This window comes from Eudoraea algarum (genome assembly GCF_050589645.1).
In the GTDB taxonomy this organism is placed as follows: Bacteria; Bacteroidota; Bacteroidia; order Flavobacteriales; family Flavobacteriaceae; genus JBNGOQ01.
Window position 1 is genome coordinate 226470 of the sequence record NZ_JBNGOQ010000002.1, and the last position, 14787, is coordinate 241256.

A 14787-nucleotide genomic window follows, 5' to 3' on the forward strand; every position below is an offset into this window, starting at 1 on the left:
AAAGTAATGGACAAATTACCCAAAATTGCGTTGCCCGCAATAGTTATTATCATTCTATTTATTATTTTGATTTCAAAATCGGCCATAACCATTGGCTCCGGTGAAGCAGGTGTGCTCTACAAGACCTTTGGTGACGGTGTGGTTACCGATGAGCCGCCGCTGGGCGAAGGCTTCCATATTGTTGCACCATGGAACAAGGTGTTTATATACGAGGTGCGGCAGCAGGAGGTATTTGAAAAAATGCAAGTGCTGTCCTCCAACGGATTGGAGATTAAATTGGACGCTTCGGCCTGGTTTGAGCCAAAGCGCGAGGCGCTCGGTAAGTTGCACCAAGAAAAAGGAGAAGCCTATGTGCAAAGGGTACTGTTACCTACTATAAGATCTGCCGCGAGGAGCGTTGTGGGTCGATATACACCAGAACAACTCTATTCGAGTAAGAGAGATGCGATACAGGCAGAAATTTATGAGGAAACCAAGAAGATCGTTGATGGACAGTACATCCAGTTGAACGAAGTATTGGTGCGGGATGTGACCTTGCCTCCAACGATCAAGGAAGCTATTGAGCGCAAATTAAAACAGGAACAAGAATCCCTGGAATACGAATTCAGGTTGGTCACCGCTCAAAAGGAAGCTGAAAAAGTACGTATAGAAGCACAAGGAAAAGCGGATGCCAACAGAATTTTGAGTGCATCTTTGACGGATAAAATTCTCCAGGATAAAGGAATCGATGCTACGTTGAGGTTGGCTCAATCCCCCAATTCCAAAGTGGTGATCGTAGGTTCCAGCGGTGACGGGCTGCCTCTAATTTTAGGCAATAATTAAAATAAATTTTTTTTGATTAAAAATAAATTCTAATTTTACCGGACTTATGAGAAATAATACTACACATCATCATTTTTACTCTTGCGCTCAGGCGAGGTAAAAATGTATTGTAGTAGTACAAGATATATTAAACCCGTTTGAGAAATCAAACGGGTTTTTGTTTTTGATACTTGTTTGGTTTTTTGGACACAATAAAAAAACAATGACAAAAATTAGGATTGCTATTCAAAAATCGGGGAGGCTCAATGAAGACTCCCTAAAGCTATTAAAGGATTGTGGTATTTCAATAGACAACGGCAAGGACCAACTCAGGGCGGCCGCTCGGAATTTCCCGATGGAGGTATTCTATCTCAGGAATGGGGACATCCCGCAGTATTTGAGGGATGGGGTAGTGGACATAGCCATTATTGGGGAGAACGTACTGATTGAAAAAGGGGAGGACATTTCCATTGCGGAAAAATTGGGATTTTCGAAGTGCCGGGTCTCCTTGGCCATGCCCAAGTCAAAAGAATACAGGGCCATATCGGATTTGCAGGGAAAACGCATTGCTACCTCCTATCCCAATACCGTAAAGAACTTTTTAAAAGATAGGGGGGTAACGGCCGATCTTCATATCATCAATGGCTCGGTAGAAATTGCACCGAACATTGGCTTGGCCGATGCCATATGTGATATTGTATCCAGTGGGAGCACCTTGTTCAAAAACAATCTAAAGGAAGTGGAGGTAATGCTGAGCAGTGAGGCCGTGCTGGCGGTATCCCCAAAAATTTCGGGAGCCGGAAAAGAAGTGCTTCAAAAATTGCAATTCAGGATAAATTCGGTCTTGCAGGCCAGACAGTCGAGATACGTACTTTTGAACGCGCCCAATGAAAAATTGGATACCATTATCCAAATTCTGCCCGGGATGCGAAGTCCCACCGTACTTCCCTTGGCCGAGGAAGGATGGAGTTCCGTGCATACAGTAATCAAAAAGGACAAGTTCTGGGAGGTCATCGATGAACTAAAATCGGCCGGTGCCGAGGGGATTCTGGTATGTCCCATAGAAAAAATGGTGCTTTAAGCCTAACAAATGAAAAAGATATACAATCCAAATAAAGGTGATTGGAAAACGGTGCTGAGCAGGCCTACCCAAACTGTGGCCGACATAGAGGCAACGGTCAACCAGGTATTCGCAGCCGTGGAACAAGAAGGGGACAGGGCACTGCAGCGGTACACAAAAGCATTTGATAAGGTATCGCTTGACAACCTTAAAGTAAGTGCTGAAGAGATTGCAAAAGCAAAGGAGAAGGTGCCCGCGGCCTTACGAGAGGCCATAGAGACAGCCAAAGGAAATATAGAACGTTTCCACAAGGCGCAACGGACCTCGAAGGTAGCCGTTGAAACAACAGCAGGTGTACAGTGCTGGTCCGAAAAAAGGCCCATTCAAAAGGTGGGGCTGTACATACCCGGAGGTACGGCTCCATTGTTTTCCACGATATTAATGCTTGCCGTCCCGGCCAAAATAGCTGGTTGTGGGCAGATTGTACTCTGCTCGCCCCCGGATGCCAAGGGGGAGATCCATCCGGCAATCCGCTATGCCGCAGAACTATGCGAGGTAGAGCAGATGTATAAGGTTGGGGGTATACAGGCCATTGCGGCCATGACCTTTGGAACTGAAAGTGTACCTCAGGTATATAAAATATTTGGTCCCGGAAACCAATACGTAACCGTGGCAAAGCAAATCGCCACCAAGTTTGGCGTGGCCATCGATATGCCCGCAGGCCCCAGTGAACTGCTGGTGATGGCCGACGATACGGCCAATGCGTCCTTTGTCGCGGCCGATCTACTGAGTCAGGCCGAGCACGGTCCCGATAGTCAGGTCATCCTGGTATCTACTTCCAAAGCGATAATCGCAGCGGTGGAAAAGGAGGTTCAAAGGCAGTTACCGGAACTCCCGAGACGTGAAATCACCCAAAAGGCGATAGCGAATAGCAAGTTGATCTATATGGAAGACGATGAAACCGCCTTGGAGCTGATCAACACTTATGGCCCGGAGCACTTTATCATCTGTACGGCCAAGGAAGATTTTTACGTAGATGGGATTGCAAATGCAGGATCTGTTTTCGTGGGGAATTATACCCCGGAAAGTGCAGGGGACTATGCTTCCGGAACCAACCATACATTGCCTACCAATGGATATGCCAAGCAATATAGCGGAGTGAACCTCGATAGCTATTTGAAAAGTATAAGTTTTCAAAAGATTACAAAGCATGGGATACAGAATATTGGCAACACCATAGAGGTCATGGCCGCGGCCGAAGGCCTACAGGCGCATAAAAATGCAGTTAGCATAAGGTTAAAAGAGTTGTCTAAGGTCACAAAGAAAGAGAACTAGGGTGAGGAAAACTTTCGACATACAAAATTTGGTCAGGGAAAACGTAAGGGGCCTAAGCCCGTATTCTTCTGCGAGGGACGAGTATGTTTCCGATGGTTCCAACATGGTCTTTCTCGATGCTAACGAGAGTCCCTTTGAGAATGGGGTAAACCGCTATCCCGACCCGCAACAGCGAAGCTTAAAAGCGATGTTGGCAGAAAAGAATGGTGTGGGCACGGACAGACTGTTATTAGGTAATGGTAGTGATGAGGTGTTGGACCTTATTTTTAGGGCGTTCTGCGAGCCAAAACAGGACAACATTGTGACACTTCCCCCTACCTATGGGATGTACAAGGTATTGGCCGGTATCAATGATGTGGCCAACAGGGAGGTGTTGCTCACCGAGACATTCGAGCCCGATCTGCCTGGTATAATAAAGGTAGTCGATGCCCGTACAAAACTCCTCTTCATATGCTCACCCAATAATCCGACAGGCAATCGTTTTTCCGACCAGCAAGTAGAGGAATTGTTGCGTACCTTTCCTGGTTTGGTGATTATTGATGAGGCCTATATCGATTTTTCGCAAGCTAAGAGTTGGGCCGAAAAACTGGATAACTATCCCAACCTGATCGTTACACAGACCTTGTCCAAGGCCTACGGTATGGCCGGGATACGCTTGGGCATATGTATGGCATCGGTAGAAATTATATCGATTTTAAACACCATAAAGCCGCCCTATAACGTAAACGAGCTTACGCAGCAACGAGCTGCCCAAAGACTCCATAGACAAATTGAAATTGATGATGAAATCAATTTGATAATAGCAGAAAAAGATATGTTATCTAAAGTATTGGTTGATGTGGCGTATGTGCACAAAGTCTTCCCTTCGGACGCCAATTTTGTTTTGGCCAAGGTCGATGATGCAGACTTCAGATATCGCCAATTGCTGGAACGCGGTATCGTGGTGAGGAACAGATCGTCGCAGCCCTTATGTGAAAACACCCTGCGTTTTACCGTAGGAACCGTGGAAGAGAACAGAAAACTGTTAACAACGCTAAAATCTTTGGAATGAAAACAGAAACGAGCAAGAAAAAAGTGTTGTTCATTGATCGGGATGGAACCTTGATCAGGGAACCCGGGGACGAACAGATCGACTCCTTTGAGAAACTCGAGTTTTACCCCAAGATATTTAGCTATTTGGGGAAAATAGCCAGGGAGTTGGAGTTCGAGTTGGTCATGATCACCAATCAGGATGGCTTGGGGACCGATAGCTTCCCGGAGGAGACCTTCTGGCCCGTGCAAAATTTTATGCTAAAGGCCTTGGAAAACGAGGGCATCACCTTTGAAAAGGTGGTTTTGGACAGGACCTTCCCCCATGAGAACGCCCCGACCCGAAAACCGGGGACGGCCTTGCTGACAGACTATTTCTCCGACACCTATGATTTGCAAAACTCCTTTGTAATCGGGGATCGTCTTACCGATATGGAGCTTGCCAAAAATTTAGGTGCCAAGGGCATCTTTATCAATGATAACACCCAATTGGGAACCGATGAGATTACCGTGGCCCAGTCACAATTACAGGACTTTATCGCCTTGGAAAGCAATGATTGGGAGGAAATTTATGCCTTTTTAAAATTAAACCGGCGCTTTGCCGAGGTACACCGGACCACCAAGGAAACGGGCGTACTGATCCGGTTAAACCTGGACGGTAGCGGAAAAAGTGATATCGATACCGGCCTAGCCTTTTTTGATCATATGCTGGATCAATTGGCACGCCACGGGCAGATGGACCTGGAAATAAAGGTGAAGGGTGATCTGGAAGTGGATGAACACCATACCATAGAGGATACGGCCATTGCGCTGGGTGAAGTGTTTCACCAGACCTTGGGCGACAAGCTCGGGATGGAACGCTACGGCTTTTGTTTACCCATGGACGACTGTCTTGCACAGGTCTCCATCGATTTTGGCGGAAGAAATTGGTTGGTTTGGGAAGCGGAATTCAAGCGTGAAAAAATAGGGCAAATGCCCACGGAAATGTTCCACCATTTCTTTAAGTCCTTTACCGATGGTGCCAGGGCCAACTTGAACATTAAGGCAGAGGGCACCAACGAGCACCATAAGATAGAAGCAGTGTTCAAGGCCTTTGCCAAGGCCATTAAAATGGCGGTAAAACGCGATACGGAGAAAATGATCTTGCCATCAACCAAAGGGGTGTTATAAATGAAGATTGCCATTATAAATTACGGTGCCGGAAACATACAAAGCATCAAATTCGCGATAAAACGCTTGGGCTATGAGGCCGTTCTCAGTGAGGACGCAGCTGAGATCCAAGCGGCGGACAAAGTGATTTTCCCCGGTGTGGGCGAAGCCAGTAGCGCCATGGAAAAGTTAAGGCACAGCACCTTGGACCGACTTATCCCCGAGTTAAAGCAACCTGTTTTGGGCATATGCCTTGGTATGCAACTCATGTGCAATGCCTCGGAAGAGGGCCATACCAAGGGTTTGGGCATATTTGATGTGGACGTGGTCAGATTTTCCGATAGGGTGAAGGTGCCACAGATCGGTTGGAACGAGATTACCAATCTGAGGTCTCCACTTTTTGATGCCATACCGGAGAAAGCGCATATTTATCTTGTACACAGTTTTTATGCACCACTTTGTGCGGAAACCATTGCAGCGTCCGAATACGAGCTTACCTATAGCGCCGCCTTAGGTAAGGACAACTTTTATGGGACGCAGTTTCACCCGGAGAAAAGTAGTGGCACAGGTGCCCAGATCTTAAAGAACTTTTTGGACTTATAGAGATGGACAATAACTACGACATATCTACGGACCGGTCCAAAATGGATGTTAATTTTATTCATGATTATCTGTGCAACCGTTCCTATTGGGCCAAGGGCAGGACCTTGGAAAGCGTTGAAAGGTCGCTGGAACATTCGGTATGCCTTGGTGCCTTTACCCCGGAGGGAAAGCAGATCGGATTTGCACGCTTTGTAACCGATTATGTGGTATTTGCCTGGGTCATGGATGTATTTGTGGTTGATGGATACCAAGGAATGGGTATTGGGAAATCGCTCGTACAGCATATTTTGGATTATCCGGGGATGGACCAGGTGAAGGGCATTGGTCTGCGGACCAACGATGCGCATGCGCTGTACCAAAGGTTCGGTTTTGGGGAGATACAGGACACGGAAACCTGGATGATAAGAAAAAGAACGTAAAAAATACGCTATGCGGATCATACCAGCAATAGATATCATTGAAGGCAAGTGCGTAAGGCTTTCCAAAGGGGATTATGCCACCAAGAAGGTCTATAACGAAAATCCCTTGGAGGTCGCCAAACAATTTGAGGCCCACGGCATTACCCATCTGCATTTGGTAGACCTGGACGGGGCCAAGTCCAGCCACATTGTCAATCACAAAATACTGGAACAGATTGCGGGCAATACGAGTTTAAAGATCGATTTTGGCGGGGGACTCAAAACGGACGAGGATCTGCATATTGCCTTCGAGAGTGGGGCCAACCAGGTTACAGGCGGCAGTATTGCGGTGAAGGACAGGACCACTTTTGAGGGATGGCTTCAGACCTATGGGGCGGATAGGATTATTTTGGGCGCCGATGCGCTGAACGAAAAGGTAGCTGTTTCCGGCTGGGTCGAGGAATCCGAGGAAAGATTGATTCCGTTTATCAAGGGGTATCTGGCCAAGGGCATCCGGTATGTCATCTGTACCGATATAGGGAAGGACGGTATGCTGGAAGGCCCTTCCTTTGATCTGTACGCCAAAATATTGAAGAAAACCAGCACCATAGAGACCACGGTAGGGCCCAGTGGGGTAGAAGACAAGGAAGTATTGGGGGTTAAGCTCATCGCCAGCGGAGGGGTCTCTGCCTATGAAGAACTGCCAAAACTGGCGCGGATGGGCTGTGAGGGCACCATTTTGGGCAAGGCAATCTATGAGAACAAGATCAATTTAAAGCAATTGGAACAATTTATCCTAGCACAATGAAACCATTGGAAGACAACATCGCAGAGGAATTTGTACAACAGGCCCTATACCGTATGGACGAAAGCAGCCGTATGATCAAGATCAGTCTGGAACGGTTGAACGAGGCCGATATGTGGCGTAGGCCCAACAAGGCATCCAACAGTATTGGAAATTTGATGCTGCATTTGTGCGGCAATATCACCCAATATGCCATTGCCAGCCTAGGGGGAACCAAGGACACCCGGGAAAGGGGAAAAGAGTTTTCTGTGGACAGTGGACGGACCAAAGCGCAGCTATGGGCCAAACTCGATGCTACCGTACAACAGGCCCAAGAGGTGATAAAAAATACCTCAAGGGAAGCGTTGTTGCGAAAACGGGAGGTACAGGGGTTTACCTTGTCCGGAATAGGAATCATAATCCATGTGGTAGAACACTATTCCTATCATACCGGGCAGATCGCCTTTTGGACCAAGCTGATGAAGGAACAAGACCTGGGCTTTTATAATGGGATGGATCTGGATGTAAAAAATGAATAATAAAGTTAGAATTTAGAACTACGAAGTTAGAAGTATAGTGATAATGAAATAATACCAAGTAATCATAGCCTCAATCAATACAGCGAGGAAAAATCAAAGAAACAATTCGTAATTCTAAAATCGTAAATCAAACTTCGAACCATGTTGACAAAACGAATCATTCCCTGTTTGGACATCAAGAACGGACGTACCGTAAAGGGAATCAACTTTTTGGACCTGCGTGATGCAGGAGACCCCGTAGAACTTGCGGAAATCTATGCCCGTACGGGAGCCGACGAACTGGTGTTCCTGGACATTTCGGCCACGGAGGAGCGTAGAAAAACCTTGGCCGACCTGGTATTGCGCGTGGCAGGAAAAGTGAACATTCCCTTCACGGTAGGGGGCGGTATCTCCTCGGTCGCCGATGTGGACGTACTCCTGCAGAACGGAGCGGATAAGGTTTCCATCAATTCCTCTGCGGTAAAAAATCCTGGCTTGATCAATGAATTGGTCGCCAAGTTCGGTTCCCAATGTATCGTGGTGGCCATAGACGCCAAACAAATAAAGGGAGAATGGAAAGTACACTTGATAGGGGGCAAGGTGCCCACAGAACTGGACCTTTTCCAATGGGCCGAGGAAGTGGAACAACGAGGGGCCGGCGAGATCTTGTTTACCTCCATGGATCATGATGGCACCAAGGACGGATTTGCCAACGAGGCCCTGGCCAAACTTTCGACAGAGCGTAACATTCCCATAATCGCATCGGGAGGTGCAGGCAATATGCAACATTTTGCGGATACCTTTACAGCCGGTAAGGCAGATGCGGCCCTGGCCGCCAGCGTATTCCATTTTAAGGAAATAGCGATTTGGGATCTCAAGGAGGAACTGAGCAAGCAGGGAATACCTATGCGGACAATGAACAGTAAGCAGTAGGCAGTAAACAGTAGGCAGTGAGCACACCTACGCCAAGGCTGCGGTGTATGCTGAGAGTTGGCAGTAGACAGTAAGCGGTAAACAATAACCAATAAACAGTGAACAATAACCAATAAACAATTATCAATGAGTGGCGGGTTATTGAACCAGGGATTCCTCGCAGGCTCGGAATGACAAATCATAGTATCTTGTCATTCAGAGTGAAGCGTAGCGAAACGAAGAATCTCCAGCCCGATATAGTGGACGGTAGGCAGTAAGCAGTGTTAGGTGTTAAATGTTGAGTTATGAATTATGAATGGGCAATGCGCTTGGCGCCTAGCGTAAGGCACGATGCGTTTTATCGGGCAGTAGGCAGTGAGCACACCTACGCCAAGGCTGCGGTGTATGCTGACAGTTGGTAGTAGACAGCAGGCAGTGAACCAGAAACGAGAAACCTTGAACTTTAAACCTTAAACCATCAATTATGAAAATAGATTTCGACAAAAACGCGGACGGCCTGGCCCCGGCCATTGTACAGGACGCCCAAACCAAGAAGGTATTGATGTTAGGGTATATGAACCAGGAAGCCCTTAAAAAGACACAGGAGAGCCAAAAAGTCACTTTCTATAGCCGCAGCAAACAGCGCCTATGGACCAAAGGGGAAGAGAGCGGTAATTTTTTGCATCTAGTGGATGTTAAGGTCGATTGCGATGCGGATACCTTGCTGCTCTCGGTAAATCCCCAAGGGCCTACCTGTCATACCGGGAGCGATACTTGCTGGAACGAGGAAAATGAGGAAAGTTTTGGTTTTCTGACCCATTTGGAGGCGGTGATCAAGGAACGCAGGGAAGACCCGGATCGGAAGAATAGCTATGTGGCCTCCCTTTTCAAAAAGGGTATTAACAAGGTAGCCCAAAAAGTGGGGGAGGAAGCGGTAGAGGTGGTCATAGAGGCCAAGGACAATAACGATGAGCTATTCCTCAATGAGAGCGCCGATCTGTTGTTCCATTACCTCATGCTGCTTCAGGCCAAGGGCTATACCTTGAAGGACGTTATGGAAATCTTGAGGCAACGGCACAAATAGCACGGCTGGCAAACCGTTAAGTTTTTTCTAAAACACCCAACGGTTTTCCGAAATGTGTTATTTTTATACTATGGCTGTGAATTTAAGAAAGGGCTTTCGTTTTTCTTCTTACGAAGCACCGGATCAAACTCCTTTTGAAAAGCTTTTTGAAATCTTCCAGGAACTCATCACTCATACCTCGGGAGATGTGGATGAAGCTTTGGACTGGTTGCGCGAACTCGACAAGGAATACGAGCTTACGGATGAAGACTACACCATAGATGATTTTATCGAAGATCTCAAAGCAAAAGGGTATTTACGTGAGGAGTTTGAAGAGGGCGGAGAGGGTGAAGGTGAAGAAGGGGATCGTGGCGGCAATTTGTCCATAACGGCAAAATTGGAGCGCATGATACGTCAGCGAGCGCTGGACCAAATCTTTGGAAAATTAAAACGTAGCGGTTCGGGCAACCACAAGACCGGAAAATCAGGCTTGGGCGATGAACATACCGGGGAATTCAGAGAGTATCGCTATGGCGATGGGTTGGAACATATTTCCATGACCGAAAGTTTAAAGAACGCCCAGGTCAACCATGGGATGGACAATTTTACCCTCAACGAGGATGACTTGGTGGTTGAAGATACCCAGTACAAGGCCCAAATGAGTACCGTGCTTATGATTGATATAAGTCATAGTATGATCTTATACGGGGAAGATCGTATTACGCCGGCCAAAAAAGTGGCCATGGCCCTGGCCGAGCTCATCACCACCAGATACCCCAAGGACACGCTGGATATTCTGGTGTTCGGCAATGATGCCTGGCCCATACCCATCAAGGACCTACCCTATTTAAAAGTGGGGCCCTATCATACCAATACGGTGGCCGGACTCCAATTGGCCATGGACATGTTGCGAAGAAAGCGGAACACCAACAAGCAGATTTTTATGATTACCGATGGAAAACCAAGCTGCCTGCGACTTCCGGACGGTACCTACTATAAGAACAGCGTGGGGCTAGATGACCATATTGTGGAAAAATGCTACAATATGGCACGGCAGGCCAGAAAGTTACATATTCCGATCACGACCTTTATGATAGCCCAGGACCCCTATCTGATGCAGTTTGTAAGGCATTTTACCGAAGCGAACAAAGGAAAGGCCTTTTTTACAGGACTTAAAGGACTGGGAGAAATGATTTTTGAGGACTACGAGCAGAACAGAAGAAAACGACTAAAAGGATAGATCAATAAGCGGATTAACTGGAGACAGAGATCCCATCGAGAAGACACTATGAAATTGAACCATAAGGAAATCGCTACGCTTGGCGAACTAAAACAAGCAGGCTATAGCAGCAAAGGTATCAAGGATGAACTCCGCGATAATCTCAGGGAAAAAATACAAGGAGATGAAGCTACCTTTCCGGGCGTATGGGGTTTTGAAAACTCTGTAATTCCAGAGTTGGAACGCGCCATACTTTCCAGACATAATATCAACCTGTTGGGACTTCGCGGGCAGGCCAAAACAAGGCTGGCCCGACTCATGGTAGAGCTTTTGGATGAGTGGATACCCGTGGTGGAAGGTTCGGAGATCAATGATGATCCCCTACGGCCCATGTCCAGGTACGCCAAGGAATTGATCAAGGAAAAAGCGGATAACACACCCATTTCCTGGTTGCACCGTAAGGATCGCTTCTATGAGAAACTGGCCACCCCCGATGTCACCGTGGCCGATTTGATCGGTGATGTGGATCCCATTAAGGCAGCGAATCTCAAACTATCATACGCAGATGACCGTGTCATCCATTTTGGGATGATTCCCAGGGCAAACCGTTGCATTTTCGTGATCAACGAACTCCCGGACCTACAGGCACGCATACAGGTGTCCCTTTTCAATATCCTACAGGAGGGCGATATCCAGATCCGGGGCTTTAAATTGCGATTGCCCTTAGATCTTCAGTTTGTCTTCACGGCCAATCCGGAGGATTACACCAACCGGGGCAGCATTGTTACCCCGCTAAAGGACAGGATAGGCTCGCAGATATTGACGCATTATCCGGAGGACATTGCCACCGCGAGAAAAATTACCGTCCAAGAGGCCCAACTGGACGAGCGACAACTGCATTCGGTACACGTTCCCGATATGGCCAAGGACTTGCTGGAACAGATCAGCTTTGAGGCCAGGAAGAGCGAATACGTGGATGCCAAAAGCGGGGTCAGTGCCCGTACAAGTATCACGGCCTTTGAGAACCTGTTGAGCACGGCAGAACGCCGTTGCCTAAAACTGGGCATGGATAAGACCACAGTACGCCTCAGCGATTTTATGGGCGTTATCCCGTCCATAACCGGTAAAATAGAGTTGGTGTACGAGGGGGAACAGGAAGGTGCCGATGGCGTAGCGGCCATTCTGATCGATGATGCGGTAAAATCCATTTTTCCCCTGTATTTCCCAAAGATCGATAAGTTGGAGCGCAAGGATGCCGAGAGTCCCTACGATGCGCTGATCAACTGGTTTTTTGATGGCGAAGGATTCGAATTGCTCGATGATGCTCCCGAAGAAGTGTACAAGAAACAGCTCGATAGAATTGGGCCGCTCAATGCACTTGTGCAGTCATACCAGCCTCAGGTACCCAAAGAAGATAGTTATTTCCTCAAGGAAGTATTGCTCTGGGGCCTTGTGGCACATAAAAAACTGAGCAAGCACCGATTTACAAGGGGATATCAGTTTAAGGACCTGTACGGTAGCTTTATCAGTGAACTTTAAATCGCACTAAACAAAAGAGATGGTCTGAAAAGCATTTTGTTGTCCGTTCGAGCGCAGTCGAGAACTTTTTGCACTCTTGTTTTCCCAGACATCTCGACTGCGCTCGATGAGACAATCAGCCATTTTTTGGCACTTTTCAGACACCTCCCTTGCATTTCACAACAATCAATTTCCCATCCTATACCGGATAGGCGGGGAGCCTAAAAATAAAGGAACTCCCTTCCCTCGGACTGCTCAGAACCGTGATGGTGGTTTCGTGCAGGTCCATAATTTTCTTTACGATGGCCAGACCCAGCCCGGAACCTTGTTTTTGTGTCGAGGGATCTACCTGTTTGTAACGGTCAAAAATAAACGGCTGCTCGCTTAGCGGGATGCCTGCGCCGGTATCGGCAATGCTTATCTCAATATTTTTACCTGTGGGCTGTATGGAAAGGGTTACTTTGCCCTCCGGCTCCGTGTATTTAACGGCATTCTCAATGAGGTTCTGCAGCGCGCGTTCTACCAAGCTCAGATCGGCGAATACCATACTGTTTTTTTCCGGCTTGTCCAGTACGAGTGCTATTTTCTTCTTGTCGGCAATGACCTTGAACTTGGCGATCAGGTCGTGCGACAGCTCGGTAATGGAGAAGGGTTCCTTTTCAGGGGTCACCTGTTCCGCCTCCAATTTTGAGTATTCAAAGAGTTGGTCAATGACCTTGGAAAGCTTGTCAATATTGGTATGTGTAATCTGCAAGTACTCCTGTTTCTCTTGCTCCGATAACGAATCCCGCTTGATCTGCAGCGTCTCCACATACCCCTTTAAAATGGCCAGGGGCGTTCTAAGATCGTGGGAAACATTGGCGATGAGCTCCCTGCGCAACTGGTCCACGGATTTCATCTTGTCAATATTGCCCACAATGGTATCTGCCATATCGTTGAAGGAATGGGCAAAGACCTCAATATCCGATTTTTCGGCATTTTCGATCCGTGCATTCAAATCCCCCTCCTGAAATTTGCGGATGGTACGGGTTATAAGGCGAAGGTTTTTGGTCAGGAACCAAATACTCAACATCCCGATCACAGCGGCAAATATCATGGTGAGCACCGTAGCGCCAATGCCCAGCTTCATAAAGTATTGCCCCAACAGGTTTTCACTGATCAGTTGAAATTCCTTTCCGGCCAAAATAATATAGATAAAGCCTTCCCTACCGTCCACATTAAAGGCGGCGGCCGAAAATATTTTTTGCTTCCCTGGATTCCTGGGATCGTCCCCCAGTACATATTCCTGCCCTTTGTTTGCAATAAAGGACTGGATAGGGGCAAGCGATACTGTTTTCTCCGGGGCGTTCTCGCTATGGTCCAGGACCACGGAATAGAGTATTTCCCCGGTTTTGTCCAGGAGATAGACCTCAATGCTTCTGTTTACGGCCATCATATCGTGCATCACATCCCCAAAAAGTGCTTTGTTCACGCTGCCATCTGCCAAAAATGGGGACGCATTCTGGAACTTCTCCTCGATGAGATGGTCGGCAATATTGGCGTTTACCCGTTGTGCCGTGGCCTGGTTGTACTTATTGGCAAAGTAGCCTGTAATAAAGATATAAGAGGCGCCCATGAGCACAATAATCAGGATAAAGGCTACCCATAATTTCTTTACCAGTCTTGGGGTCAGGGTCTTTTCTGTTTTGCTCATACCGCGATGTCCTCGTTAAACTTATACCCCACACCCCAGGTGGTTAGAATATAGGTAGGATTGGCCATATCGGACTCGATCTTGGCCCTTAGGCGATTTATATGTGAATTTACCGTGTGCTCATAACCTTCAAAATTGTAGCCCCATATCATGTTCAACAATTCTGTTCGGGAGTAGTTTCTGCCAGGGTTGGAGGCCATAAGGACCAAGAGTTCAAATTCTTTGGGGGAAAGCTCGATCCGTTTTTGATTCAACAACACTTTTCGCTTCTCCACATCCACATGCAGATTTTCAAAGGAAAGCGATTGGGAATTGGTCTCGGTATCGGTCTTTACGTCAACCCGCCGCATTACGGCCTTTATTCTGGCCAGCAGTTCCCGGATACTAAAAGGTTTGGTGATATAGTCATCCGCTCCGATCTCCAGTCCCAGGACCCGATCTATTTCCTCGGATTTTGCGGTAAGCATAATGATTGGGGTATTTTTTTTAAGGCGCAATTTTTTACAGACTTCCACGCCATCCATAATAGGAAGCGTTAAATCGAGTAATATAAGGTCATAATCGTTCTCCAACGCCATTTGCAGGCCCTTTTCACCATCCATAGCACTCGTGGTATGGTAGATAAGGTCGGTGAGATGTATCTCCAACAGTTTAACGATTTCGGGATCGTCTTCTATGATAAGGATCTGCTTCATAATTTCTAAT

The 14787-nt window shown here is 47.2% G+C and carries 15 protein-coding genes; 13 read left to right on the plus strand and 2 right to left on the minus strand.

Annotated features, from left to right (window positions below; all coding sequences use genetic code 11):
• The first annotated feature begins 6 nt into the window (after positions 1-6).
• The 13 genes from ACRD67_RS07350 (at position 7) to ACRD67_RS07410 (ending at position 12410) form a co-directional block, all read left to right on the plus strand.
• Positions 7-822, plus strand: a complete 816-nt coding sequence (locus ACRD67_RS07350; RefSeq protein WP_430966413.1) for a prohibitin family protein — start codon at positions 7-9, stop codon at positions 820-822.
• Positions 823-1024: 202 nt separating this feature from the next.
• Positions 1025-1882, plus strand: a complete 858-nt coding sequence (gene hisG / locus ACRD67_RS07355) for an ATP phosphoribosyltransferase (protein ID WP_430966414.1) — start codon at positions 1025-1027, stop codon at positions 1880-1882.
• Positions 1883-1891: 9 nt separating this feature from the next.
• On the plus strand, positions 1892-3196 hold the full coding sequence (gene hisD, locus ACRD67_RS07360; protein WP_430966415.1) for a histidinol dehydrogenase: 1305 nt from the start codon (positions 1892-1894) through the stop codon (positions 3194-3196).
• Position 3197: 1 nt separating this feature from the next.
• Positions 3198-4247, plus strand: a complete 1050-nt coding sequence (gene hisC / locus ACRD67_RS07365) for a histidinol-phosphate transaminase (protein WP_430966416.1) — start codon at positions 3198-3200, stop codon at positions 4245-4247.
• Positions 4244-5395: a bifunctional histidinol-phosphatase/imidazoleglycerol-phosphate dehydratase HisB gene (gene hisB, locus ACRD67_RS07370; protein ID WP_430966417.1), complete on the plus strand. Its 1152-nt coding sequence runs from the start codon at positions 4244-4246 to the stop codon at positions 5393-5395. Before hisC ends, hisB begins: the two co-directional genes overlap by 4 nt.
• A complete protein-coding gene (hisH, locus tag ACRD67_RS07375) occupies positions 5396-5977 on the plus strand; it encodes an imidazole glycerol phosphate synthase subunit HisH (RefSeq protein ID WP_430966418.1) in 582 nt (193 codons plus the stop codon).
• Positions 5978-5979: 2 nt separating this feature from the next.
• Complete coding sequence (locus ACRD67_RS07380; protein ID WP_430966419.1) at positions 5980-6396, plus strand: GNAT family N-acetyltransferase; 417 nt, start codon at positions 5980-5982, stop codon at positions 6394-6396.
• 10 nt (positions 6397-6406) lie between these two features.
• Positions 6407-7183: a 1-(5-phosphoribosyl)-5-[(5-phosphoribosylamino)methylideneamino]imidazole-4-carboxamide isomerase gene (locus tag ACRD67_RS07385; protein ID WP_430966420.1), complete on the plus strand. Its 777-nt coding sequence runs from the start codon at positions 6407-6409 to the stop codon at positions 7181-7183.
• Positions 7180-7698, plus strand: coding sequence for a DinB family protein (locus tag ACRD67_RS07390; protein ID WP_430966421.1), 519 nt, complete (start codon positions 7180-7182; stop codon positions 7696-7698). Before ACRD67_RS07385 ends, ACRD67_RS07390 begins: the two co-directional genes overlap by 4 nt.
• A 141-nt stretch (positions 7699-7839) precedes the next feature.
• Positions 7840-8610 carry an imidazole glycerol phosphate synthase subunit HisF gene (gene hisF, locus ACRD67_RS07395; RefSeq protein ID WP_430966422.1) on the plus strand — a complete coding sequence of 257 codons (771 nt, stop codon included), beginning with the start codon at positions 7840-7842 and terminating at the stop codon, positions 8608-8610.
• 463 nt (positions 8611-9073) lie between these two features.
• Positions 9074-9673: a bifunctional phosphoribosyl-AMP cyclohydrolase/phosphoribosyl-ATP diphosphatase HisIE gene (gene hisIE / locus ACRD67_RS07400; protein ID WP_430966423.1), complete on the plus strand. Its 600-nt coding sequence runs from the start codon at positions 9074-9076 to the stop codon at positions 9671-9673.
• Between the two features lie 70 nt (positions 9674-9743).
• Positions 9744-10892 (plus strand): vWA domain-containing protein, encoded by a 1149-nt coding sequence (locus ACRD67_RS07405; RefSeq protein ID WP_430966424.1) that lies wholly within the window; start codon positions 9744-9746, stop codon positions 10890-10892.
• 48 nt (positions 10893-10940) lie between these two features.
• Positions 10941-12410 (plus strand): magnesium chelatase, encoded by a 1470-nt coding sequence (locus ACRD67_RS07410; RefSeq protein ID WP_430966425.1) that lies wholly within the window; start codon positions 10941-10943, stop codon positions 12408-12410.
• Between the two features lie 178 nt (positions 12411-12588).
• Here ACRD67_RS07410 and ACRD67_RS07415 read toward each other — a convergent pair whose 3' ends face one another.
• Positions 12589-14082 carry an ATP-binding protein gene (locus ACRD67_RS07415; protein ID WP_430966426.1) on the minus strand — a complete coding sequence of 498 codons (1494 nt, stop codon included), beginning with the start codon at positions 14080-14082 and terminating at the stop codon, positions 12589-12591.
• The gene (locus ACRD67_RS07420; protein WP_430966427.1) at positions 14079-14777 is read right to left on the minus strand and encodes a response regulator transcription factor; all 699 of its coding nucleotides are present in this window, start codon (positions 14775-14777) and stop codon (positions 14079-14081) included. The genes ACRD67_RS07415 and ACRD67_RS07420 overlap by 4 nt, the downstream gene beginning before the upstream one ends.
• Positions 14778-14787 lie beyond the last annotated feature (10 nt).